At 34.2% G+C, this 22,176-nt stretch carries 19 protein-coding genes; 4 read left to right on the forward strand and 15 right to left on the reverse strand.

All coding sequences use genetic code 11. From position 1 onward, the window contains the following. Nucleotides 1–146 precede the first annotated feature (146 nt). Both AC3IS5_RS11305 and AC3IS5_RS11310 read right to left on the reverse strand, forming a co-directional pair. Nucleotides 147–1,277 carry a glycosyltransferase family 4 protein gene (locus AC3IS5_RS11305; protein WP_489424502.1) on the reverse strand — a complete coding sequence of 377 codons (1,131 nt, stop codon included), beginning with the start codon at nt 1,275–1,277 and terminating at the stop codon, nt 147–149. 402 nt (nt 1,278–1,679) lie between these two features. Continuing rightward, entirely contained in the window at nt 1,680–2,315 is a 636-nt protein-coding gene (locus tag AC3IS5_RS11310) for a sugar transferase (RefSeq protein WP_489424503.1), read from the reverse strand. 794 nt (nt 2,316–3,109) lie between these two features. On the opposite strand from AC3IS5_RS11310, the gene AC3IS5_RS11315 reads away from it, so the two are divergent. After that, nucleotides 3,110–4,285 carry an aminotransferase class I/II-fold pyridoxal phosphate-dependent enzyme gene (locus AC3IS5_RS11315; RefSeq protein WP_489424504.1) on the forward strand — a complete coding sequence of 392 codons (1,176 nt, stop codon included), beginning with the start codon at nt 3,110–3,112 and terminating at the stop codon, nt 4,283–4,285. A gap of 498 nt (nt 4,286–4,783) precedes the next feature. Here AC3IS5_RS11315 and AC3IS5_RS11320 read toward each other — a convergent pair whose 3' ends face one another. From AC3IS5_RS11320 to AC3IS5_RS11355, 8 genes are all read right to left on the reverse strand, one after another. Beyond that, entirely contained in the window at nt 4,784–5,785 is a 1,002-nt protein-coding gene (locus tag AC3IS5_RS11320; protein ID WP_489424505.1) for a nuclease-related domain-containing protein, read from the reverse strand. A 198-nt stretch (nt 5,786–5,983) separates the two neighbouring features. Next, nucleotides 5,984–6,487: a hypothetical protein gene (locus AC3IS5_RS11325; protein WP_489424506.1), complete on the reverse strand. Its 504-nt coding sequence runs from the start codon at nt 6,485–6,487 to the stop codon at nt 5,984–5,986. A 159-nt stretch (nt 6,488–6,646) separates the two neighbouring features. After that, entirely contained in the window at nt 6,647–7,780 is a 1,134-nt protein-coding gene (gene argD / locus AC3IS5_RS11330) for an acetylornithine transaminase (RefSeq protein ID WP_489424507.1), read from the reverse strand. Beyond that, nucleotides 7,777–8,556, reverse strand: a complete 780-nt coding sequence (gene argB, locus AC3IS5_RS11335) for an acetylglutamate kinase (RefSeq protein ID WP_489424508.1) — start codon at nt 8,554–8,556, stop codon at nt 7,777–7,779. The genes argD and argB overlap by 4 nt, the downstream gene beginning before the upstream one ends. Next, nucleotides 8,519–9,745: a bifunctional glutamate N-acetyltransferase/amino-acid acetyltransferase ArgJ gene (argJ, locus tag AC3IS5_RS11340; protein WP_489424509.1), complete on the reverse strand. Its 1,227-nt coding sequence runs from the start codon at nt 9,743–9,745 to the stop codon at nt 8,519–8,521. The genes argB and argJ overlap by 38 nt, the downstream gene beginning before the upstream one ends. 16 nt (nt 9,746–9,761) lie before the next feature. Continuing rightward, entirely contained in the window at nt 9,762–10,796 is a 1,035-nt protein-coding gene (argC, locus tag AC3IS5_RS11345) for an N-acetyl-gamma-glutamyl-phosphate reductase (protein WP_489424510.1), read from the reverse strand. Nucleotides 10,797–11,154: 358 nt separating this feature from the next. Then, nucleotides 11,155–12,360 carry an AI-2E family transporter gene (locus AC3IS5_RS11350; RefSeq protein WP_489424511.1) on the reverse strand — a complete coding sequence of 402 codons (1,206 nt, stop codon included), beginning with the start codon at nt 12,358–12,360 and terminating at the stop codon, nt 11,155–11,157. A gap of 87 nt (nt 12,361–12,447) precedes the next feature. Then, nucleotides 12,448–13,395, reverse strand: coding sequence for an LCP family protein (locus AC3IS5_RS11355; protein ID WP_489424512.1), 948 nt, complete (start codon nt 13,393–13,395; stop codon nt 12,448–12,450). 112 nt (nt 13,396–13,507) lie between these two features. Between AC3IS5_RS11355 and msrA the strand changes: the two genes are divergently transcribed. The 3 genes from msrA (at nt 13,508) to AC3IS5_RS11370 (ending at nt 16,681) form a co-directional block, all read left to right on the forward strand. After that, nucleotides 13,508–14,035, forward strand: a complete 528-nt coding sequence (gene msrA / locus AC3IS5_RS11360) for a peptide-methionine (S)-S-oxide reductase MsrA (protein WP_489424513.1) — start codon at nt 13,508–13,510, stop codon at nt 14,033–14,035. A 133-nt stretch (nt 14,036–14,168) separates the two neighbouring features. Beyond that, entirely contained in the window at nt 14,169–15,074 is a 906-nt protein-coding gene (locus tag AC3IS5_RS11365; protein WP_489424514.1) for an AEC family transporter, read from the forward strand. Nucleotides 15,075–15,931: 857 nt separating this feature from the next. Next, a complete protein-coding gene (locus AC3IS5_RS11370) occupies nt 15,932–16,681 on the forward strand; it encodes a class I SAM-dependent methyltransferase (protein ID WP_489424515.1) in 750 nt (249 codons plus the stop codon). A gap of 297 nt (nt 16,682–16,978) precedes the next feature. On the opposite strand, the gene AC3IS5_RS11375 is transcribed toward AC3IS5_RS11370, so the two are convergent. The 5 genes from AC3IS5_RS11375 to AC3IS5_RS11395 form a co-directional block, all read right to left on the reverse strand. After that, nucleotides 16,979–17,281: a DUF3784 domain-containing protein gene (locus AC3IS5_RS11375; RefSeq protein WP_489424516.1), complete on the reverse strand. Its 303-nt coding sequence runs from the start codon at nt 17,279–17,281 to the stop codon at nt 16,979–16,981. Between the two features lie 262 nt (nt 17,282–17,543). After that, the gene (locus AC3IS5_RS11380; RefSeq protein WP_489424517.1) at nt 17,544–18,638 is read right to left on the reverse strand and encodes a GerAB/ArcD/ProY family transporter; all 1,095 of its coding nucleotides are present in this window, start codon (nt 18,636–18,638) and stop codon (nt 17,544–17,546) included. Between the two features lie 48 nt (nt 18,639–18,686). Beyond that, nucleotides 18,687–18,920, reverse strand: a complete 234-nt coding sequence (locus AC3IS5_RS11385) for a hypothetical protein (RefSeq protein ID WP_489424518.1) — start codon at nt 18,918–18,920, stop codon at nt 18,687–18,689. A gap of 6 nt (nt 18,921–18,926) precedes the next feature. Then, on the reverse strand, nt 18,927–20,138 hold the full coding sequence (locus AC3IS5_RS11390; protein WP_489424519.1) for a Ger(x)C family spore germination protein: 1,212 nt from the start codon (nt 20,136–20,138) through the stop codon (nt 18,927–18,929). Then, on the reverse strand, nt 20,128–21,768 hold the full coding sequence (locus tag AC3IS5_RS11395; protein ID WP_489424520.1) for a spore germination protein: 1,641 nt from the start codon (nt 21,766–21,768) through the stop codon (nt 20,128–20,130). The genes AC3IS5_RS11390 and AC3IS5_RS11395 overlap by 11 nt, the downstream gene beginning before the upstream one ends. Nucleotides 21,769–22,176 lie beyond the last annotated feature (408 nt).

Here is a 22,176-nt window from a genome sequence, read left to right on the forward strand (position 1 = left end):
TGCATCTCTCCATTTCTTAACTTCTTTGCATTACTAATTACATGCTTCCTTCTGTTACGAGATGTCTCTTGGAGAATCGCCTCCTTCATTGCAAATCATTTAAATACTTGTCTTATTAAAAAAACTAGAGAAACGATTATAAAAAGTTAGTGATGATCAAGTATTGTTACATCAATTAACTGTTTCTTTTCATTGTGCGCCTGTAAATACTGACTCACTGTTTTATCATACATAGAATGAAAAGAGAATCTATCTTCGAAATAACGGCAACCTGCATGACCTAGTTGTAGCCTTAAGTCGCGATTCTCTAGTAATTGAATCAACCTGTCTTTAATAACTTGTATATCATGGTTTACTATATACCCTGTTTCACCATCGATAATGATTTCTGGTACCCCCCCTACATTAGAAGCTATAACTGGTAACTGAGCCCTCATTGCCTCTAAAATAGAGATAGGTAGTCCTTCAAAATTGGACAAAAGGACAAATAAGTCAGCCTGTTGTAATTGTGTTTCGATATCATCACGAGACCCTAGAAATGTCACGCGATGAGCAATATCATGTTGTAGCGATAACGCTTTTGCAGCCTTCATCTCTTTTCCATCGCCTATGAATACTAGCTCCCACTCTTTCTCTTTAATTGTGGAAAGTGCCTCAATCAATAAATCTTGACGTTTAGGTTGCTCAAATCTTGCTACCATAATGATTTTTGGTATTTTATTTTGAGAAAGGATTTGTTTACCACTACTATGAATACCATTATGAATCGTCGTCATATTGTCTTTATTCCCAACTTTTTTTTCTATAGCAAGTGAGTAATCATAATTAGAAACAGTAATAATCTTAGTCGTTTTTCGGGCAAATGCCCTCTCAATTTTTTGATAAATCCAACGTTTTATTGGTTTTACACCTTCCGTAAATGCCCAACCATGTGCAGTAAAGACAGTTGGTATCTTTAATGAAAAAGCTGCTAATCTACCAACTACACCCGCTTTTGATGAATGAAGAGCTACAACGTCTGGATTGATACGTCGTAAATTTGAACGTATTTCAAAAAATGCACGAATATCAGCTACAAGGTGAATAGCCCATTTTAAATGTTGAAGTTGTATTATGCTTATATTCTTTTCATTTAACGGCTGATAAATGAGGTCCCCTTTTGAAGTGAGGATTGTTATTTCATGTCCATCTACAGCTAGTTGTTTTGTGAGAGCCAGTACATGTGTTTGTGCTCCGCCATTTGTATCTAATTTCGTGATTATTTGAACAATTTTCATTACCTCACCTTTCTTAAATCTTTGTGTTAACCAATATACTCTGATCTAGTCAATTATTAATGTAGCTGAACACCATATGCCTAAATTAATTGCTTTGAAAACTACATGATCGAATCCTCATAATTACACGAATACTTCGTCGGAATTTTCTGGATTTTAATTTGGAGTTAATAGTACAGTTACAAATACTAAAAAACCTTTAGATTCTATTATGTATAATAGAAATAAGCTATTATTTCTTTTTACTCCATCTTTCATTACTTCACATTTTTAGCTTACTGATGTCTTTCCGCTTGATCTTGTATCTATAATGAAGAAAATAATAATGAACAAACATCATTATTTTTCGACTTGCCCGCAATACATGGCCATACATCGATGAAATATGACTTGAAGTACTTATCAATAAGCACCCTCTCGACTAAAAACAACACGAATAGTGCGCAATAATATTTTGAAATCGAGTAGAAATGAGCAGTTCTCTACGTAATCAATATCATAATTTATTTTTCTTCCATGAGGAATATTAGAACGTCCATTTATTTGTGCCAATCCTGTAATTCCTGGTTTCATATTCAATCTTTTAGCCTGTTCTAGATTATAATAAGCTGTAATTTCAGGCACTTCAGGTCTTGGTCCCACTAAACTCATTTCACCTTTTAAAACATTAATAATTTGTGGTAGTTCATCTAAGCTCAGTTTTCTTAGTAACTTCCCAATTCCAGTCATCCTCGTATCCTGTGAGTGCTTAAAAACAAACTGTTCAGGGACCCCACCTTCCCAGTCAGTCACTTTACTCTTCTGACTCAGATTATTACGCATAGTCCTGAACTTCCAAATTTGAAAGTTTGAGTAATTTAATCCAGTTCTCTCTTGTGTAAAAAAAATAGGTCTTCCAGATACAATTAGTAATGCAATAGCTATTATTAGCATGATAAGTACAATAATAGGCAAAAGAATACTAGAAATAACTACATCTAATAGTCTCTTTCCATACTTAGTATAAAAACTAGGTCTATCTATTATGTTCACTTGCATATCAAACCTCCTTTTTTACCATCAATTTTGCACTACACCTATAACAAATGTATTGATTCTAATACTTGATTTAGAATACAAGTTCCATTTTTTGTTATAAATTATTTATTTTAAAGAAGATAAAAATTTGCGTTACGTTCATTCTAACCCGTATTTTCCCGGGTCTTATCTTTAAAAAATATATGAACATTACTCTTCTTTTATGATGAAATCTAAGTTGAGTATATTTATTTTCAATATTTTCCTATTTCAATGAAAGAAAAACACAAAGAATAAGCCGAAAGTTATAGATTTTTGAAAATTCAATAAGGTTTACAACATTACGTAGTAAAAACCAATTTAATATAAATATCTACAAATTTTTTGAAGCTGTAGAGGCAGATTCAAATAATGTTGAACTTTATTTATGACTATATTTCGATCTAGTCTTGATCTGTATTATTAACTGTTACAAAATGCATTTATAAGAGCTCTGATTATTAATTTGCTATAACTCAAAACAATACTTCGATTGATTGATTTTTGTATATTTATATAATTAAAACTACCTTATAGTTGAAATATATAAATTATTTTATGCGATGAGCCGATTTTAATATCACCTGAATAACTATATTCCACCAGGGAATATGAACTAGAAATTCTTTCTTTATTTATAAAATACTTATTAACATTGAACATTCAGAGAAGTTTTATCAAATAATATGAAATTACTAAAGTTTAACTGTTACATAATAGCTTTAGTATGTTAAAATATTTCTTAAATTACTTTTGCAACTAAGGAGTGCTTGCATGTGAAAATCGAAAAATCAAAAAAAATGGCTATGTTTCCAAAAGCAATATTCGGTGATTTAAAAGCGGCGGCCAATGCGAAAGCAGCTGAAGGCGTTAAATTAATCGATTTAAGCTTAGGAAGCCCGGATCTTCCACCAGACGAAAAAGTACGTAAAGTATTGTCTGAACGAAGTGCATTAGCCAGCTCTTATGGCTATACACTAAGTGGTACGAAACGATTCTACGAAGCGGTAGCCCGTTATTACAAACGTCGTACTAATGTAGATTTAGATCCAAATACGGAAATTATTCAAACAATGGGTTCACAAGAAGGACTTGTTCATTTACCGATGGCCTTCTGTAATAAAGGTGACTATGTACTAACGACGAACCCAGCCTACGTAGCCTTTGATGCCGGTATTCATCTTGCAGAAGCTATTCCTTACTATATGCCTTTATTAGAAGAAAATAATTACTTACCAGATTTCGATGCAATTCCTGTAGAGGTTGCTGAAAAAGCAAAACTGATGATTCTAAACTTACCAGGAAATCCAGTTCCTGCAATGCCTAATGAAGAGTTTTTCGCAAAAGCAGTTGCATTTGGCCGTAAATATAATGTCATTATTTTACATGACGCTGCCTATTCAGAATTCTATTTTGAAGGCGACCGTCCATCAAGCTTCCTTGCTACACCAGGTGCAAAAGAAGTCGGCATGGAAATCAACTCTCTTTCTAAAAGCTTTAGTTTAGCTGGTGCACGTATTGCGTACATAGCAGGAAATGCTGAGATGATCTCAATTATCCAAGAACTAAAATCTAATTTGGATTACGGAACTTTTGAGCCAATCCAAGAAGCTGGGATTGTTGCTTTAGACCATGCTGAAGAAATAACAGATCGTCTTCGTGCCACATTCTCAAAACGTCACCATATTTTAATGGATGGTTTAACTAAAATTGGATGGAACGTAACACCTTCAAAGGGTGGTATGTTCGTGTGGGCTAAATATCCAAATCAAGAAATGAACGATATCGACTTCGTATATCACGCAATTAAAGAAACAGGCGTAGTTATGGTACCAGGAATCATCTTCGGAGATGCTGGAGCTGGTTATGTACGCTTAGCACTTGTTCAAAAAGAAGAATTAATAGCTGAGGCTGTTGAACGACTTGCTACATTATCTGTAGTGCACGCTTAATCTATTTTGACCGCAAGAGGGTTATTCCTTTTGCGGTTTTTTTGTGGTGAAAAAATTGGAGAATTTTTCTTGTGAGTTTATTTGACCTTAGTGAGCTTCATTTTTTCTACTTGAGCTCGCTTTTAAACTATTCGGCTCTCCTTTTAATCTACTCAGGCTTTCTTTTAACTCACTCGCTCTTTTTGGGCTTCCTTTTGCTCTACTCACGGTCTCTTTTATCCTATTCAGCTCTCATTCTAACCTACTCGGGATTTCTTTTAACTCACTCGCTCTTTTTGAACTTCCTTTTGCTCTACTCAAGCTCTCTTTTAACCTATTCGGCTCTCCTTTTAACCTACTCGGGCTCTCTTTTAACCTATTCGCTCTTTTGTGCTTCCTTTTGCTCTACTCACGGTCTCTTTTAACCTACTCGGCTCTTCTTTTAACCTATTCATTACTTTCTAAATCAAAAACCCAGAAACTTCATACAATACGAAGTTTCTGGGCTAAAGGTTTTAACTATTGATAAAAAGACTCTTTATTATTTAACTTAAATCTCCTAGATCTAGTCTTTCCGAAAGCTATATAGTTGTTGTTGTTCAATACTCTTGAGATTAACGTTCTACTATTACAGCTAAGAAAATCGATGCATTCGTTTATTGTGATTTCTTCAGCACAAATACTAAACCAATCGTTTAGAGTTTGCTCGATTGCATTGGGAATTGCTGTTTGACATTTTGGACAATACCATGTCCGTTCAGAGATACGGATGCCACTCGTTCCGCATTGACAAATGACTCCCTTTTTTATTTGCTCAATTGGTATGTTGTATTTTTCACATAAAGGTCTGTGTTTGTACGATTTATTATTCACTTTAATTGAATGAATCAATGCTTCTAATTGAGCTTCGTTTATAACTACAGGGAGTTCATTTAGTTTTTGGATAAATAATGCGATTTCTTTCGACATAATTAGCGGTACAGTTGTAGGTGCAGTTTTAATTAATGTACGGCTATTAGGCATAATAATTGTTTTATAAATGGGTAATTGCTGAAACTTCATGTTTTTTAACCAGCGCTCAAATGTGTCTGATGCACGAAGTAATTGCATTTGTGGACAATGATATGCAATGGATTGCCCTTCAAGTTCTTGAATGAGTTGATATGGATGTTCTTGGAAATGTAAGGTTCCTCGCATATTTTTGATTTCTATTAATAGAATATAACTTTGTGTGAGCAAAACTGAATCTATTTGGGCAATACGTGTTGGAGAGATTTTACATTCGAAGTTTGGGAAGTAATAAAAATGTTTGTTAAACAGTACTTCTTGTACTATTTGATCAACGCGACATTCACCATTAAAACCAGCTGTTACATTTTCAAGTTGGCGAATGATGGTTTCGATTTTTTGATGTTCTGGGGAGAGTCGATTAATGAGTCGCTTATGTGCATATATTTCACTTGGTACTTGTCGTTTTATGAATATAGGCTTAACCTCCTGAGCTACCACACCTTTATTCATACCACCTTATATACAGATTAGTCAAACAATGTTAATCAAAATTATTATTTGTTAAAAAATCATTGAAGTAAATAAAGTTCAAGTATATGAAGAGAGACTTCAAAAACAATGATAAATGGGATGTAGCTCGGCATTGTAGTTTAATTCAAATAAAAAAGAATCCATTCTAATAAAATGAATTCTTTGATATACCATCACTTAATCATCCAACAATATTATCTTTTGCGGTGTAGTTTGTGGTGGAATGCTACGTGTACTGATTTTGAAGAATACTGCTATGTCATGTCCATCAAGCATATTAGCTGCTATACTTTCCCCTACTGTATTGAATATTGTCGTATTGGTACTAATGTTAAGCCGTAAATCTGCTTCTACTAAAGATGTTTCGGCATTGTATGTACCAACTTTGTTGCCAAAGAATAAATCTTCCTCATTCACAAGCACGAGTGTTGGAGAGAATTGCGGTGGAAAGATCATCATAGCAGGCTGAAGCTCATGGACATAGGCGTGAATAAAAAGACCTCGCTTTAGTTCACTAACTTGAAGTGGCTTGTATGTAGTGCTATGAAAAAGAAGCGTTTCTTTCGTTAGATTAAGAATGAATATAGAATCGTCCTCTTGTTTTTTGCAAGTTAGGGTGAAAAGAGATGATTTTTCGTGGAGTTCAGTGAGTATGCCTGTGAAATGTATAAAGTTAGACATGTTAATTCCCCCTTTTTACTTTTGACGAATTACATGCCTGGAAGTTTCGTGTTCAACAATAAGCGAACAGATCCGTGAACCCATTCGCTTATATAAACACTTTTGAAAGAGGTATAGAGTAATGAATTGCGCTTCTCTGAACGCATTAATTCAAATATATTAATCGTTTAGTATATCTGCTAAGATTGCGATGGCTGCATCGATTTCTTCATATGTTACCGTAAGTGGTGGCAGTAAACGAATGACTTCTTCACCTGCACCAACTAATAGTAAGCCCGCATTTTCAGCTTTTGTAATCAATGGTGCTACTGCTTTGCCGCATTCTACACCTAGCAGTAAGCCCATTCCTTTTACTGTAAACTTCTCTGCTGGTAGAATTTTTTCTAATTGCTCTTTGAGATACGCTGATTTTTTAAGTACTTCCCCTAAAAATGACTCTTCAAACACATGATTAAGAACTGTTTGTGCAACGGCTACTGCTAGTGGGTTACCACCAAATGTTGTACCGTGTGTACCTGGGCTGAATGTGCCATACATTTCAGCTGTACCAAGCATCGCACCGATTGGGAAGCCCCCACCAAGTCCTTTAGCAAGTGTCAAAATATCTGGTTTCAATACAGTTTGCTCATAAGCATAACGTGTACCTGTACGAGCGATACCTGTTTGTACTTCATCAATAATGAGTAATATGCCTTGTTGTTTGCAAATTTTAGAAATGGCTTCACCAAATTCTTCGGAAACAGAATTTACTCCGCCTTCACCTTGCACGACTTCTAGCATAATAGCTGCTACTTCATCATTTACTACTGCTTCTAGAGCTTTGACATCGTTAAATGGAACATGGATGAATTTATCTACTAAAGGTCCAAAGCCTTGTTGCACTTTTTCTTGACCTGTAGCTGACATCGCACCGAATGTTCTGCCGTGGAATGAATTTTCAAAAGTTATGATTGTATGTTTCTCCGTATGCTTACGAGCTAGTTTGATTGCTGCTTCATTCGCTTCAGCCCCACTATTACAGAAAAACGCGTGAGCCAGATGAGTATTTTTCACAAGAGTGGCTGCTAATTGCTCTTGTTCAGGACTTTCAAATAGATTAGAAATATGCCATAATTTTTCACTTTGCTCTTTAATGGCCTCTACTAAAATAGGATTTGCATGACCTAGACTTAGTACTGCAATGCCACTAATAAAATCCAAATACTCTTTTCCCGCTTCATCATAGACTTTTGTCCCTTGCCCTTTTACTAAATGAACTGGACGTCTGCTATAGTTCCCAAATAATGCACTCATGCGAAAACTCCCTTTCTTTGGATCGTTGTACCGACTAATTTTGAACCAACGATTTGAACAGTTGGTATCCCTTCATTTAAACAGTCGATGGCAGCTTGAACTTTTGGAATCATACCACCATAAATATCACCAGAATGAATCCATTCTTTGATTTGTTTTGGATTTACACTGTTTTGAACTTCAGCGTCAATTTTTATCCCTGGTGTGTCCGTAACGAGTAACAGACTAGCAGCATTCATTGCTAAAGCTACTTTACTAGCAACGGTATCGCCATTAATATTCAGCGGTATACCATCAGCTGTTGCTCCAAAACAAGAAACGACTGGAATGATTTTTTCAGCAAGTAGAGTTTTTAGAAGTGCCGTGTTAACTGCTTCAATATTACCTACGTAGCCATATTCTTCTTTGTCTAAAAATGAACAGTTAAATAAACTTCCATCATAACCACTTAAACCGATTGCTTTAATACCAGCGCCATTCAATTGATGCGTTAGTGCTGGATTCACTTTACCAATTAATGTCGATTGTACAATTTCAATAGCATTACTTGATGTAATACGAATACCATTTTTATTAGTAGTCTCAACATTAGCGCAGGCTAATGCCTGATTAATAGCAGGTCCACCGCCATGGACGATAATAATGTCTATGCCCTTTTGCTGCATCTTTTTGAAGTTTTCGAAAAAGTCAGTCGTTAAACCTTCTAGCATACTGCCACCTAGTTTAATAACGATCGTTTTATGATCTGTATGTTGCGTTGATTTGCACGTAGTCATATGTTAGGTCACATCCCCAAGCAGTACCATATCCTTCACCTTGATTTAAGGATACTGCAATTTTCACTTCATTTTGTTTCAAATAGACAATCAGTTCTTCTTCAGAAAATAGTACTGGTTCACCTTTTTCAACAACTGTAGTTGAGCCAATTTGAATTTTCACATCGGTTGGGTCGACTGTTGCGCCACTGTATCCTACTGCACAAATAATTCGTCCCCAGTTTGCATCACAACCAAAAATCGCCGTTTTCACTAATGGAGATCCTACAACTGTTTTGGCAATTTTACGTGCCTCTTCATCAGTTACAGCACCTTCAACTTTAACTTCGATTAATTTAGTTGCACCTTCACCATCTTTTGCAATCATTTTTGAAAGATCTTGAGATACAGCATGGAAAGCGGATTTAAAAGTTTCCCATTCTGGATGTGCTGGCGTTAATGTGGCATTGCCTGCTAATCCGTTAGCTAATACCAAAACTGTATCGTTTGTTGATGTATCTCCATCTACAGTAATCGCATTAAACGTCACATCTGTTACTTCTTTTAATAGTTGTTGCAATGCTTGTTGATCAATATCCGCATCAGTAGTGACATAGGCAAGCATGGTCGCCATATTTGGCTCGATCATACCCGATCCTTTTGCCACACCTGCAATGACAACTTCTTTATCGTCTATAACTACGCTATAAGCTGTATTTTTAGTGACCGTATCAGTAGTTAGTATCGCTTGTGCAAAATCAATTGCTCCTTCTAACGTTGCATTTGGGGTAATTTCAGCAATTCCTTTTGCAATCGGCTCCATGTTCATGATTTCTCCGATTACGCCTGTCGATGAAACTCCTACAAGTTCTTTCGCAATCCCTAATTTTTCTGCTGTTAATTGTTGCATTGTTTCAGCATCTTTATAGCCTTGAGTTCCTGTACATGCATTTGCATTTCCAGAATTGACGATGAGTGCTTGCATTTTGCCGTATTCTTTTACAACCTGCTTTGTCAGTACAAGTGGAGCTGCTTTAATAACGTTTGTTGTAAAAACACCAGCTACATTTGCAGGTACTTCACTTACTAAAATCGCTAAATCTTTTTTCTTATGCTTGATGCCACAATGTATACCTGTTGCAGTAAACCCTTTTGGTGAAACGATATTTTTACTTGAAATTCTTTTTAAACTTTCAAATGTTGTTGTCATAAAAACACTCCCTTTTTTAAATGTATAATGGCACTTGCATAAGACCCGTTGTTTCATCAAAACCAAACTGTATATTCATATTTTGAATGGCTTGCCCCGCTGCCCCTTTGACTAAATTATCAATAACAGAAACAATCGTAGCTTTGCCAGTCCTTGAATCGACTTTCACATGGATATCACAGAAATTAGAACCATAAACTTGGTTCGTTCCAAATTTTACTGTTTCTTTGATAATTCGAACAAAAGGATTGCTTTGATATTGTTGAACTAAACAGTTATAAAGTTGTTCTTCTGTTGTTCCTGGAGTAATCTGAGCATAGCTTGTTGCCAGAATCCCTCGTGTCATCGGTACTAATGTTGTTGTAAATGTAATTGGTGTATCACTATTTGCGAACATTTTCATAGCCTGTTCAATTTCAGGAATATGCTGGTGTTCATGTATTTTATAGATGGCTGTGTTTTCATTTGTTTCACTGAAGTGGGTCATCATACTAGGCTTATTCCCCGCCCCTGAGATTCCACTTTTGGCATCAATGACTATGCCATCTACATAAATTAAGTCTTCTCTTAACAAAGGTAAAAGAGAAAGTAAAACTGCCGTTGGATAACATCCTGGATTGGCAATAAGACTTGCTTCTTTAATGGCTTCTTTGTTCCATTCACTCAAACCATATACACTTTGCTCTACTGCATCACTAGGAGCTGGCTCTTTTTTGTACCATTTTTCATAATCTTCTAAATTTTTAAGTCGGAAATCACCTGATAAATCTATGAATTTCGTTTTGCTATTCAATAGAGGTGGTAGTAACTTACTTGAAACCCCTGATGGTGTACTTGTAAATACAACATCTAATTCAGCTAATGTATCTGCATCAATTTTCTCTAAAGGTTGATCGTATATTTTTTTTAGATGACCATATTTTTGTGAAAAAATGGCTCCTTCATCAGAAGAAGTGAATAATTTAATTTTTTCGACTTCTTTGTGGTTATGTAATAATCTCATTAGTTCTAACCCGCCATATCCTGTTGCACCAATAATTCCAACCTTCAACTGAATCACCTCACGTGTATGTTACAAATTATTATAAGTATGTATAAATATAAAGTCAATTGTATTTTTATTTGCTTTTCATTCTTTTGGAAATGTACACGCTTCCATCATTGATACAAAAGCATTTAATATTGTAAAAATATTTTTTCAAAAGAGATCATTCATAATAAATAGTATTTTTATTCATAAAAAAACAGCAATTCCTTCAATATAAATCGAAAGATTAGCTGTTCTTCTTTATAAAATCACATATTGCTGTATTAAAATTCTTCATTATTTAATGTTCCTTTTATATCCGATATTAAAATCATACATTTTGTCTTTGCTAATAAAAAAAATCGGTAGCAAATGCTACCGATTATTCGTCTTTCCAGTTCTCCACTTCATATTCCATAGTAGGATCTGGTTCTTGTCGATTATAGCGTTTCTTATATAAATAGAACAAGTGAGTTACTAACACTTTGAGAACTGCATAACCTGGAATCCCCAGAACAACACCTGGTACACCGAATAATGAACCTGCTGTTAAAAGGACAAAAATAATCGTAATCGGATGTACATGTAGCGATTTACCCATAACTTGTGGAGAAATAAATTTACCTTCCACTAATTGGACTATAGTCCATACTACTGCCAATTTGACCAACATAATTGGCGACGTTACGATAGCGATAATCGCAGCAGGTGTTATGGCTATAATTGGTCCTAAGTAAGGCACAACACTTGTAATCATCGCTAAAAAACCAAGCACGATTGCATAACGCATATCGATAATTAAAAATCCAATTGTAATCATAATACCGATACAAAATGAAACGATAATTTGCCCTTGAATATATGAGCTAATTTGGCGATCAGCTTTATGGAAAAGGTGAGCCGCATCATCTCTCATACGAGGAGGAAGCATTTTCAAAATAAATTTTGGAAGCTTTTCTCCATCTTTTAATAAGTAGAATAAGATGAATGGAACAGTTACGATTGCTAAAAGAATTCCAGTTAGAGTGGAAATAAAGCCTGTAATACCTGTCGCAATACCACTTCCTAGTCTACCCACCGTATCTTTAACTGTTTCATTTAAATTTTTCGTAATATCTGCCATCACTTGATCTAGATCAAAATTGTATTTAGATAAGAAGGAATTGAAAGTCGATCCTTGTACGAAAGATTCGGTTTTATGAAGCATTTCCATAAAGTATTGTGGGAATTCGTTGATTAAATTCGTAAACTGACCTTTTAAAAATGGGAATACTAGAATAACTAACAAAGTAATTATACCTGCTAACCCAAGATAAATAATCAGAATCCCCCATACTCGAGGGATTTTCCATTTCTCAAGTATACGCAAAATGGGTCTTAATAAATAGAAAGCAATCGCGGCTAAAATAACCGGAAGTACAACTGTTTGTAAAAATACAAAAATAGGATGGAAAATAAAAGATACTTTTTCATAAATAAATATAATACAACCTAAAGTTAATAAGGTTAATAAACCAAAAAGTAAATTTCTACCTCCTAAGAAACGAATAAATCTCGTTGAAAAAAATGATGGTTTTTCTGGTTCCATCCAATCCCCCCTTATGACAAAAAATGCTATATGATTAGTTTACAGGAAGCATTCAAATTGCGCTAATAATATTATTATACCCCTATATTACTGTTCGAAATCAAGAAATTCCTCTAAAGCTTTATTATTTAAAGCACGATCAATTTCAATGACAGACCCTGCATGAGGATAATTGGCGAATGTATAGCCATGTTCAACCGGAATAGTCAGTTTTTCGATATTTAAATCTCCACCTTTTATGATTGATGCCATTAATGATAATTCATCTTTGGCTGTCATATCAGTTTGAACATAACCTTGAAGTGCTCCTAATAATTTAGGGAAGTTTTTATAATTACCAGGTGATACAACTTCTTTTTTCAAAGCTTCTAGAACTTGCTGTTGTCGATCTACACGTCCAAAGTCACCTTGTGCATCCGAACGGAACCGAGCAAAGCCTAACAATTCTTTACCATTCAATTGATGTGTTCCTTTTTTCAATTTAACTCCGATGTTTTTTGACATATCTTTATCGACATTAACTTCTACCCCATTTGGTGCAAGAATATCTACCATCGATTCAAAGCTTTTAAAGTCAATTAATGCATAGTGATTAATTTCTACATCGAACATGTTACTGATTGTATTCTTTAATAGTTGAACACCATCTAAATAATAAGCAGTGTTTAACTTATATGATTGATAGCCAGGGATATCAGCATAAATATCTCGCATGAATGACACCATTTTAATGTCATTTGTATCTTTGTTCCATGAAACAAGCATCATAGAGTCAGTTCGGGATTTTGCCTCACCGCGAGAATCGACTCCTAAAAGTAAAATATTATCTATGTTTTTTGATGAAGCCTCATCACCAATAAAGTGTTCTTTTATTTTCTGTTCCTGCCCTTTCGCAAGTTCTAGCCCTGCTTTATATTCAGTGTATGCAAATACTCCTACCCCTACTAATATAAGTAGTAGAAAAGTAAAGAACACACGTCCTTTTCGAAGTTTGCGTCTTTTTTTGCGCACTCGCGTTTGTTGATTTTCTTGCATGATGTATGCTCCTTTCAAGTGGGTATGTTTTTCTAGTAGTCAATGTTGTAAACTAAAAGATGTACAAGATTTCACGTATTAATGACGTCTTTATACTATTGGAGGTTACAACATGGAACAAATTACTAATATAGCTACATTTGCTGGTGGATGTTTTTGGTGCATGGTCAAACCATTTGTCGAATATGACGGAATACATAAAGTAACTTCTGGCTACATGGGTGGACATTTAGAAAACCCAACATATGAAGATGTAAAAACCGGTCAATCAGGTCATTTAGAAGTCGTTCAAATTGAATTCGATCCAACGATCTTTTCTTACGAAAAATTACTAGAAATCTACTGGCCGCAAGTCGATCCTACAGATGACGGAGGTCAATTCCAAGACCGCGGTGAATCTTATAAAGCAGCCATATTCTATCATGATTCGTTGCAACAACAGTTAGCCGAAGCATCCAAACAAGCGATAGCTGAAAGTGGAAGATTCAAAAAACCTATTGTCACTGAGATTCGTGGAGCAAGGGAATTCTACCCTGCTGAAGATTACCATCAAGATTATTACAAAAAAAATGCCAATCACTATAAAGAAGACCGTGCTAAGTCCGGTCGCGATGAATTTATGAATACAAATTGGAAATAACATCAGTTAACACGTAGTTTACTTACTACGTGTTTTTCTTTGAAAAAATAAAACTTTCTTTAAAATAGTATTGTCTATATTTTTAAAAGTGGAATAATAAGAAATATCTAATAAATCTAACGGAGATGGTTATTTGTCTTTATTTCTTATTATTTTACCCGTTCTAATAGTGTTTTCAATAGGATTTATCGGCCAAAAATGTATAGGTTTTGATATTAAATCGATTTCTACAGCTGCCCTATACTTAATGTCACCATTCCTCGCTTTTCGTACATTTTATACGACACCATTAACTAAAGATTATTTATACATAGCAATTTTCACAATATCGTTAACAGTTGTTTTGTTTCTCTGTACATGGGCTATTTCTACTTTACTTAAGGCTTCACGATCAGAATTTTCTGCAATGATCCTCGGAGCCGTATTCATGAATAGTGGAAATTACGGAGCACCAGTAGTGTTATTTGCTTTAGGTGCTGCAGGTTTTGATATTGCCGTAATTATAATGGTTCTTCATGCACTTCTAATGAATAGTTTAGGCATTTTCTTTGCTTCAATAGGTGGATCACAAAAAGCAACGATACAACAATCCATCCAAAAAGTTTTACGCATGCCCTTAATTTATTCGGCACTAGCGGGTATTACTTTAGAATTTTACCATATTACTATTCCTAAAACAGTAATGGATGGTGTTAGTTTAGTAGCTGAGGCATCTATTCCAACAGTGATGCTTGTTTTAGGGATGCAGTTAGCTGCTATTTCTGCTAGAAAAGTGAATTATCGCTTAGTTTCGGTTGTATCCATTATCCGTATAATTCTATCACCGATTCTAGCAGCAGTGATTTTATATTTTATGCCTCTCAGCACTCTTATTAAAACCGTTTTAATTATCCAATCTGCAATGCCCGCTGCTGCAAATACAACGATGATAGCCTTACAGTTTGATACAGAACCCGATTTAGTATCGTTTACTACATTTGTAACTACTATCATTAGTATCATATCGATTCCGGTTGTACTCTACTTCTTAGGTATTTAAGTCTTAATAATATGATTCAATCGAAAGTTATAGTGAATTAGAACAATATGTCGATTTAATCGATGCAATTATATTTTTAATGTGAGGTTCTTCAAATAATGGAATCCCCACGTTTGTATTGCTACTTTTAGCAACAATGCTTTGGGCAATGATTTACAACCATTCACACACATGTATTAATACTTAGGTATATTGCTTTTTTCTTCTTTCTATAGTTAGCCTATTTTGCTTGAATACGAAATTCCAAAGAGATAATGAAACATCTAACGAAAGATCAATTGATCTGAACAGACATTTCTTTTATCGGTATAGTATTTATCATTTCAAACGGTTTGGTCGAAATATTACGTCATTTTTCTTTTAATAAAGGAAATTTAATCGTTATTCTGCAGTTTTATGGAGTATCTATTCTTTATTAGTAAAACAAAATGCAAACCTAACTTGGCAATTCTTCTTGTTTCAATATTGGCAGGTACCATTATGTTGACACCTTTTTCCTGTATGAATCTGCTCAAACAACGACTGCGATCCATTGGTCCGGAACAGCAATTTCCGCTATTATTTAAACAGTTAGATTCGTTTTGATTATTGCATTTATTTCCTGAAGTACGGGGATAGTATGTATTGGAGCCAATAAAGTCGTCATTTATTTAAATTTCATGCGCGTGTTTGCTTCTAATTTTGCTTTACTCGTTATCGGCAAATCCCTTACTTTATTACAAGTAATCGGAGAATTATACCTAATTGCTGGTGTATATTGTTCAGGCGGAAAGTAGAATAGCGGTAATCTTCAAATAGTTGGATTTTAAATACAAAAATCCATATTCCATTTATATAGATAGGAGTTTAGATTTAACATGACAAAACAAAACAAATATGATGAAACAAATTTCTTTGCTGCTTATGAACAAATGCCCCGATCAGTGGATGGACTTGAAGCTGCCGGAGAGTGGCATATTTTAAAAACACTGCTACCAGATTTGCACAATAAGCGGGTACTTGATCTAGGTTGTGGGTTTGGGTGGCATTGCCGATTTGCTCGTGAGCAACAGGCCAGTTCTGTAATTGGCGTAGATTTATCGAAAAAAATGTTGGAAAAAGCGCGCGAAAAAACAGACGATCCTGGTATCACATATATTCAAGAATCGATTGAAGATATTCAATTCTCAGATGCACAATTTGATGTCGTTATAAGCTCGCTAGCTTTTCACTATATTCAATCATTTGATACAATTTGCCAAAAGGTCTACGATTATTTAGAAGATGGTGGGGCATTTGTCTTTTCTGTTGAGCACCCAATTTTCACTTCAAGAAGTGAACAAGATTGGTATGTCGATGAAGAAGGCAATCGTTTACACTGGCCAGTGGACAATTATCATTTTGAAGGATTACGTGAAACATCCTTTTTAAATGAAAGCGTCCAAAAATATCATCGTACGATCTCTACTTATATAAATGATTTGATTAACGCAGGTTTTAGTATTAGTGTAGTAAAAGAATCTACACCTTCTGAAGAAATGTTAAAGAATATCCCTGAAATGCACGATGAAAACCGTAGACCAATGTTTTTAATGATCTCTGCAAATAAAAATGTCTCTAAAACTTAAAAATGAGTTCATAAAAAGCGTTCCAACGTAATGTTGGAACGCTTTTTGTTAATCCATTATTCCTCCATTATTCCTTCAGACCATTAAAACCTATATTTCAAGTGAATATCATTGAATTGTTTTGTATATCGCCATGAGCCCCTTTAAACGATCTCTCGAAAGTCCTGTACATTCCCCTATTTTATACAGCTTATTCATAATTAATCCACTTGTAGTAGAAAAACATATTTAGTACATAAATTCCCAGGCAAAAATTAAAATCCGCTCATTCCTAGGAACAAGCGGATTTTATCCAATTTATTGATGTTGCTTTCTTGTATAAAGGACCAAAATGATTAATAACAACACCATGATGAATGAGATTAAGTTTAAAAATACATGCCCAAAGTATTTGAAAAAAGGGGTAATAAAAAGTAAACATGCAAAGGCTATACAGAATAAGCCGTTGTTTTTTGCGAATTTTGATTTATTGCCCTTGAATTTTTGACCATTATATCCTGCAACTAATTCAACATCTTCTTTTTTATAGATAAATAATCCTAAGGCCAAAAAGCAAAGACTGATCAAACTTGTAATCATAATGTCGATTAAAGTAACCAAGTTTACTCCTCCTTAGTGCTTATTTTATTTCATTTAATAAAATCTATGCATGGAAGATGTCTTGCTTTAATAATTATATCCTCTAAAAGTTAATGTTATTTAATTGTTTTGTAAATTTTTATTTTTTTTGATTCATAAATACACTAAAAACGATGTATTTTAATCTACTCCAGACAGTTTTGATTACTCAAATTACTTAGAGTTAATAGGTAAATCTTAATAAAATAATTACAAATCATGTCCCTGTGGATACATTTGTATCTCATCCTTTTTTAATATTTCGAGCTTTAGCAACTATTAATAAGATAATAGGTAACACTAAAGCAAAAGTAGATGCGTATGGTAACCATATTTCTTCATTAAACTTTAGTTGTTGAACGATATTAGGATGTAAAATTTGAGAAGTTGCAACCATACTCATTCCTATAGGTAATATTAGAGATCTGTAATTCTTTATATTAAGTATCTGTGCCATACCTACGACTGTTGAGTAAAAGTAGATGAAAGCCCTTATATAAAGTGTAATAATCCATAATAGTGCCATTATGATTTCAATACGTTGTATAAAATTCCCTATAGTAATCCTTTGTGCCATAGCATAACTGGGGAAAACTCGATGTGCTGTATCATTAGATCCAAGTACTAAGACACACATTGTAATGATAATTATTAACACTATTCCCCCAGCAATTGTACCTATGTAAAATCCTTTAGGACCAGATTTAGGAACATTAATACTAACTGGAAAAATCATCAACAATATTATAAACGAAAAAGAAAATTCACCCATGAAAATCAAAGTACTCTTTAATAATGGTTTTGTGCTAGTTTCAAACAAAGGTTGTATATTTTTCACATCAATTTGTGGGGTTATAAAAATGACAAAGAACACGAATAAAATAAAGAAAACGGGAAAAAGAATTTCCGAAGATCTTGCAAATACCTCTAAACCTAAATATGCACCAAACATTATTACGACAATAAATAACCCACTGAAAGCTACTGCAGGTGTTTCAGGCATAACTTCAGAACGCATGAAATCTGCTAAAAAAATGAGAAGTTCACTTGCTGCAAGATACGTGAAAATAATAAAAAGAATAGAAACAAACTTTCCTACATATTTCCCGAGAACTTTTTCATTCGTTTGCACTAAGGATGATTTAGGCGTAATATTCCCAACGGTTATATATAATTTCACAAGTAAAAAGCTGACTAACACGCCTAATATTGCAGCTATCCATGCATCTTGCTTCACCACTTGTGTTAAACTTGCAGGTAAAATTAAAATACCCGTTCCTATAGAATAAAGTAGCACAATTATTGTAAATGCGCGTACACTAATAATCTCTTTCTCCATAGTTACCTTGCCTCTTTTACTATTTATTGATCTTGCTCAATTTGCTACTTACTTAAGGCTCAACTTTAGAAATTCACCCACTGGTTTATAAATTACCGTGATTAAATCTACTGGATTTGGTACTTTTACGTTTAAAGCAACTGCTATACTCAAGGTGGTACTGATGAATAGTAAAATATAAAAAGCCCATTGCTCTCTTTTTTCACCATGTTTCAACAGTTTTGGTAATTGAAAAAACAAAATGGCTCCAGAGATTATTAAGACTCCTATTGTTTTCAGCATATTCCATCACTCCTTTGTTTCATATAACATTGAGTTTTTCAAAATGCCTAATCCCGTTGTTTTTACTTTTACTTTTATATTTACCCCTACATTCGGGAATATCTCATTTTCCCAAACACCTTTCATTTCCTTCCATTCTTTTGGATGAGAACGATAGATTACTTCTCCAAGGCCTACTACATCAACTTTGTATTTGTTTTGTAATTGATCAATTAATTCATTTGCTCGCTTTTCAATTAATTTACTTACATTTGCTTCGATTTTTTTAATGGTCTTTGTATCAGTTAAGTCGACTTGACAATTAGCTTCTCCAATGTTTTGTTCGACGTTAATAGAAACATCGAAGACCGGACTACCTTTGCTCATTTTTACTTTTATTTCTGTTTTAGATTTAAGGACTTCTGTTGATAATTCCCCATCATTATTTGGACAAGAAACACTTTCTATAGTGCTTTTAATTTCATCTCTTAAGTAATTATAACTTTTACTTTGCTCTTCATTTAATATACCAACTAACTTATCCTCTTTAAAAATGGCTAAACCGGTATACTTCAATAACGTTGGAGTATCAACTATTTCTATATTCGTTTGATTATCCCCCGTTTTATTATCTCCGATTATTTCTATTGTCGATAAAGCTGCGCTTTTAATTTGGCTACTAAGATGGTTGATTAATTGATCTAAACTCATCTTTGTTGTTGTACCCCATGCTTCCTGTGAAACATCTAATGAAGCAAACATTTTATTTGCCGGAATTTTTTCTAAAGGTGTTATAATATCCAAGACTTCTCTAGCAGTAGCTTTTTTTGAAACAATAATATAAAAATTATTCCGTACTTCATGATCTCTTGCTAGAAATTCTAAAGTTGATTTAATTCCATCAGCAGCCATTCCCTCACCTATTACCATCATTTGAAGATGTGATAAATAGATTTTCCTCGAAGAAATTGTGGTCATTTTTCTCAATGCTTCAAATATGGTTTTTCCTTTTGATGTATATGTTACAACTGGAGTTCTACTACTTGAAGCTTGGTTAGCAGAGATTTCAGCCGGATCTACAAGTTGAATAGTGACTTCATATTGATCGTCTACCTTATCCACCCCTAATCCTACACCTATTGCAAGTTCATTTAGTTCTCTTTTGCTCCAACAACCATTTAAAATAAGCGAAAGTGAAAGTAAGAATACTATAACGGTCATTTTTTTTCTAACTTTCACCTAAATCACTCCTACCTTTTTTTCTTTCTGGTTTTTGTTCTCTTGTGATATTTTTTTGATTTACTAAACGAGGTCTAGTTAATAGTGACCCTCGTGAAAATATAAGGACTGTATCCTTTTGATCAGATGGGATTAGTGGAGCAAAAGGTGTTGTATACGGTATACCAAAAGATCTTAAACTACATACGTGAAGAATTATTGCAAAAGCCCCCATCATTACGCCGAACAAACCAAATATCGAGGCTAAAATCATTAAAGGAAATCTTAGCATACGAATTGAATTTGACATTGCATACGCTGGTGATAAGAAGCTACAAATTGCCGTTAATGACACGATTATAACCATTACAGCTGATACAATCCCAGCCTCTACTGCAGCCTGCCCAATGATTAATGTCCCGACTATAGATACGGCTGGACCTATGGCTCTTGGCATTCGCAGACCGGCTTCTCTTAATATTTCAAATGCTAATTCCATAAGGATTGCTTCGATAAATGCCGGAAATGGTACCCCTTCTCGTTGGGCTGCAATACTGATCAACATGGGGGTAGGTATCATTTCTTGATGAAAAGTAGTAATTGCAATATACAAAGAAGGAACCATTAATGAAACAAATATTCCACCATATCGTAAAATACGAATTAAAGAGCTTATTATCGAACGTTGGTAATAATCCTCTGCTGCTTGTAAAAACGCTGGAAACAATGCTGGAACAATAAGAACAAAAGGAGAGCCATCAACAATGATAGCCACTTTTCCCTCTAACAATGCTGCTGCAATAACATCTGGTCGCTCTGAATTATAAACAGTCGGGAATGGGGAAAATTTAGAGTCTTGAATTAGCTCTTCTATATATCCGCTATCCAGTATACCGTCAATATCAATCTGGTCTAACCGCTCAAGAACTTCTTTTACGATTTTATCGTTTGCTATTCCATTGATATACATAACCGCAACATCTGTTTGTGTTATATCGCCAATGATTCTTGATTTTATCCAAAGGTTCGGGTCTTTTATCTTACGGCGAATAAGCGCTGTATTCGTACGTAGTGTTTCAGTAAATGATTCCTGAGGTCCTCGAATGACTGATTCAGTACTTGGTTGTGATATAGCTCGATCCTTTGAACTTTTGGTGCTGGTAGCAATACCTTTTGTTTGGCCATCTAAGAGAATGATTGTTTCTCCATTTAAAACAGCTCGATATACATTCTGTAGATCCGTAACATCTTCCACATCACCTACTGTTAAGCAGAAATTCTTCAGATATTGAATAATATCTTCTCCGCGTGTTTCTGGTGTCGAATCTATATCAAGATCTAGCATAAGTGATTCCATGATAAAATCAGTAATTGCAGTTTTATCTGCTAGACCATCAGCATAAATAATCGCAATCTTTTGTTTATCTGTTTTAAGAATGTCTACTTCTCGAATTATAATATCGTTACTGTTCCCCATTGCTTTCTTGATGATTTTCACATTCTCAGTAAGGCTTTTAAGAAGCGGATCCTTAGATTTATTCTTTTTGGAATCAGGAGAATTATTATTATTATTTTTTGAAGAGCTCAATGTGAATTCCCCTTTCAGGTGGACATTAGTATTAGAAAAAGTATGTACTTGTTTACAAGTCATTAAACATTTATTAACTTAAAAACCCCACTTCTACCATTCGAAATCGGTGAGAGTGGGGTTTAATATATATAAATTTTCATTTGATTAATTAGAAACTTTTTGAATCGATATTTCATTTATGATGCTGCTTCCTATTCTTATGAGGTAAAAGCTTGCCACATATCGATATTAACCCATAAGTTTTTGGCATATATATTTCCATCCACTTCATGACATTCAACTCTCTCTCATAATAATTTTATATAAATCATTTAACATTCTTTTTTTAAACCATAAATCTTATTACCTATTTTCGTTCTTGCAACCAATTTTCTTTCCCTAAGGAAACTTTATAATAATATATTACATCTTACCTTTTTTGTTTACAGATTTTTAATGTCATGAGAATAAATTATTTTTATTTATAAA

This window comes from Viridibacillus sp. KH_047, assembly GCF_057838945.1.

What these genes read in the sequence shown, in the direction of transcription:
- AC3IS5_RS11325 (WP_489424506.1), bottom strand. Translation starts at nt 6,487, where the DNA reads ATGTCTAACTTTATACATTTCACAGGCATACTCACTGAACTCCACGAA.
- msrA (WP_489424513.1), top strand. Translation starts at nt 13,508, where the DNA reads ATGGAACAAATTACTAATATAGCTACATTTGCTGGTGGATGTTTTTGG.
- argB (WP_489424508.1), bottom strand. Translation starts at nt 8,556, where the DNA reads ATGACTACGTGCAAATCAACGCAACATACAGATCATAAAACGATCGTT.
- AC3IS5_RS11370 (WP_489424515.1), top strand. Translation starts at nt 15,932, where the DNA reads ATGACAAAACAAAACAAATATGATGAAACAAATTTCTTTGCTGCTTAT.
- AC3IS5_RS11305 (WP_489424502.1), bottom strand. Translation starts at nt 1,277, where the DNA reads ATGAAAATTGTTCAAATAATCACGAAATTAGATACAAATGGCGGAGCA.
- AC3IS5_RS11355 (WP_489424512.1), bottom strand. Translation starts at nt 13,395, where the DNA reads ATGCAAGAAAATCAACAAACGCGAGTGCGCAAAAAAAGACGCAAACTT.
- argD (WP_489424507.1), bottom strand. Translation starts at nt 7,780, where the DNA reads ATGAGTGCATTATTTGGGAACTATAGCAGACGTCCAGTTCATTTAGTA.
- AC3IS5_RS11320 (WP_489424505.1), bottom strand. Translation starts at nt 5,785, where the DNA reads ATGAATAAAGGTGTGGTAGCTCAGGAGGTTAAGCCTATATTCATAAAA.
- AC3IS5_RS11395 (WP_489424520.1), bottom strand. Translation starts at nt 21,768, where the DNA reads ATGACTTGTAAACAAGTACATACTTTTTCTAATACTAATGTCCACCTG.
- argJ (WP_489424509.1), bottom strand. Translation starts at nt 9,745, where the DNA reads ATGACAACAACATTTGAAAGTTTAAAAAGAATTTCAAGTAAAAATATC.
- AC3IS5_RS11380 (WP_489424517.1), bottom strand. Translation starts at nt 18,638, where the DNA reads ATGGAGAAAGAGATTATTAGTGTACGCGCATTTACAATAATTGTGCTA.
- AC3IS5_RS11350 (WP_489424511.1), bottom strand. Translation starts at nt 12,360, where the DNA reads ATGGAACCAGAAAAACCATCATTTTTTTCAACGAGATTTATTCGTTTC.
- AC3IS5_RS11385 (WP_489424518.1), bottom strand. Translation starts at nt 18,920, where the DNA reads ATGCTGAAAACAATAGGAGTCTTAATAATCTCTGGAGCCATTTTGTTT.
- AC3IS5_RS11310 (WP_489424503.1), bottom strand. Translation starts at nt 2,315, where the DNA reads ATGCAAGTGAACATAATAGATAGACCTAGTTTTTATACTAAGTATGGA.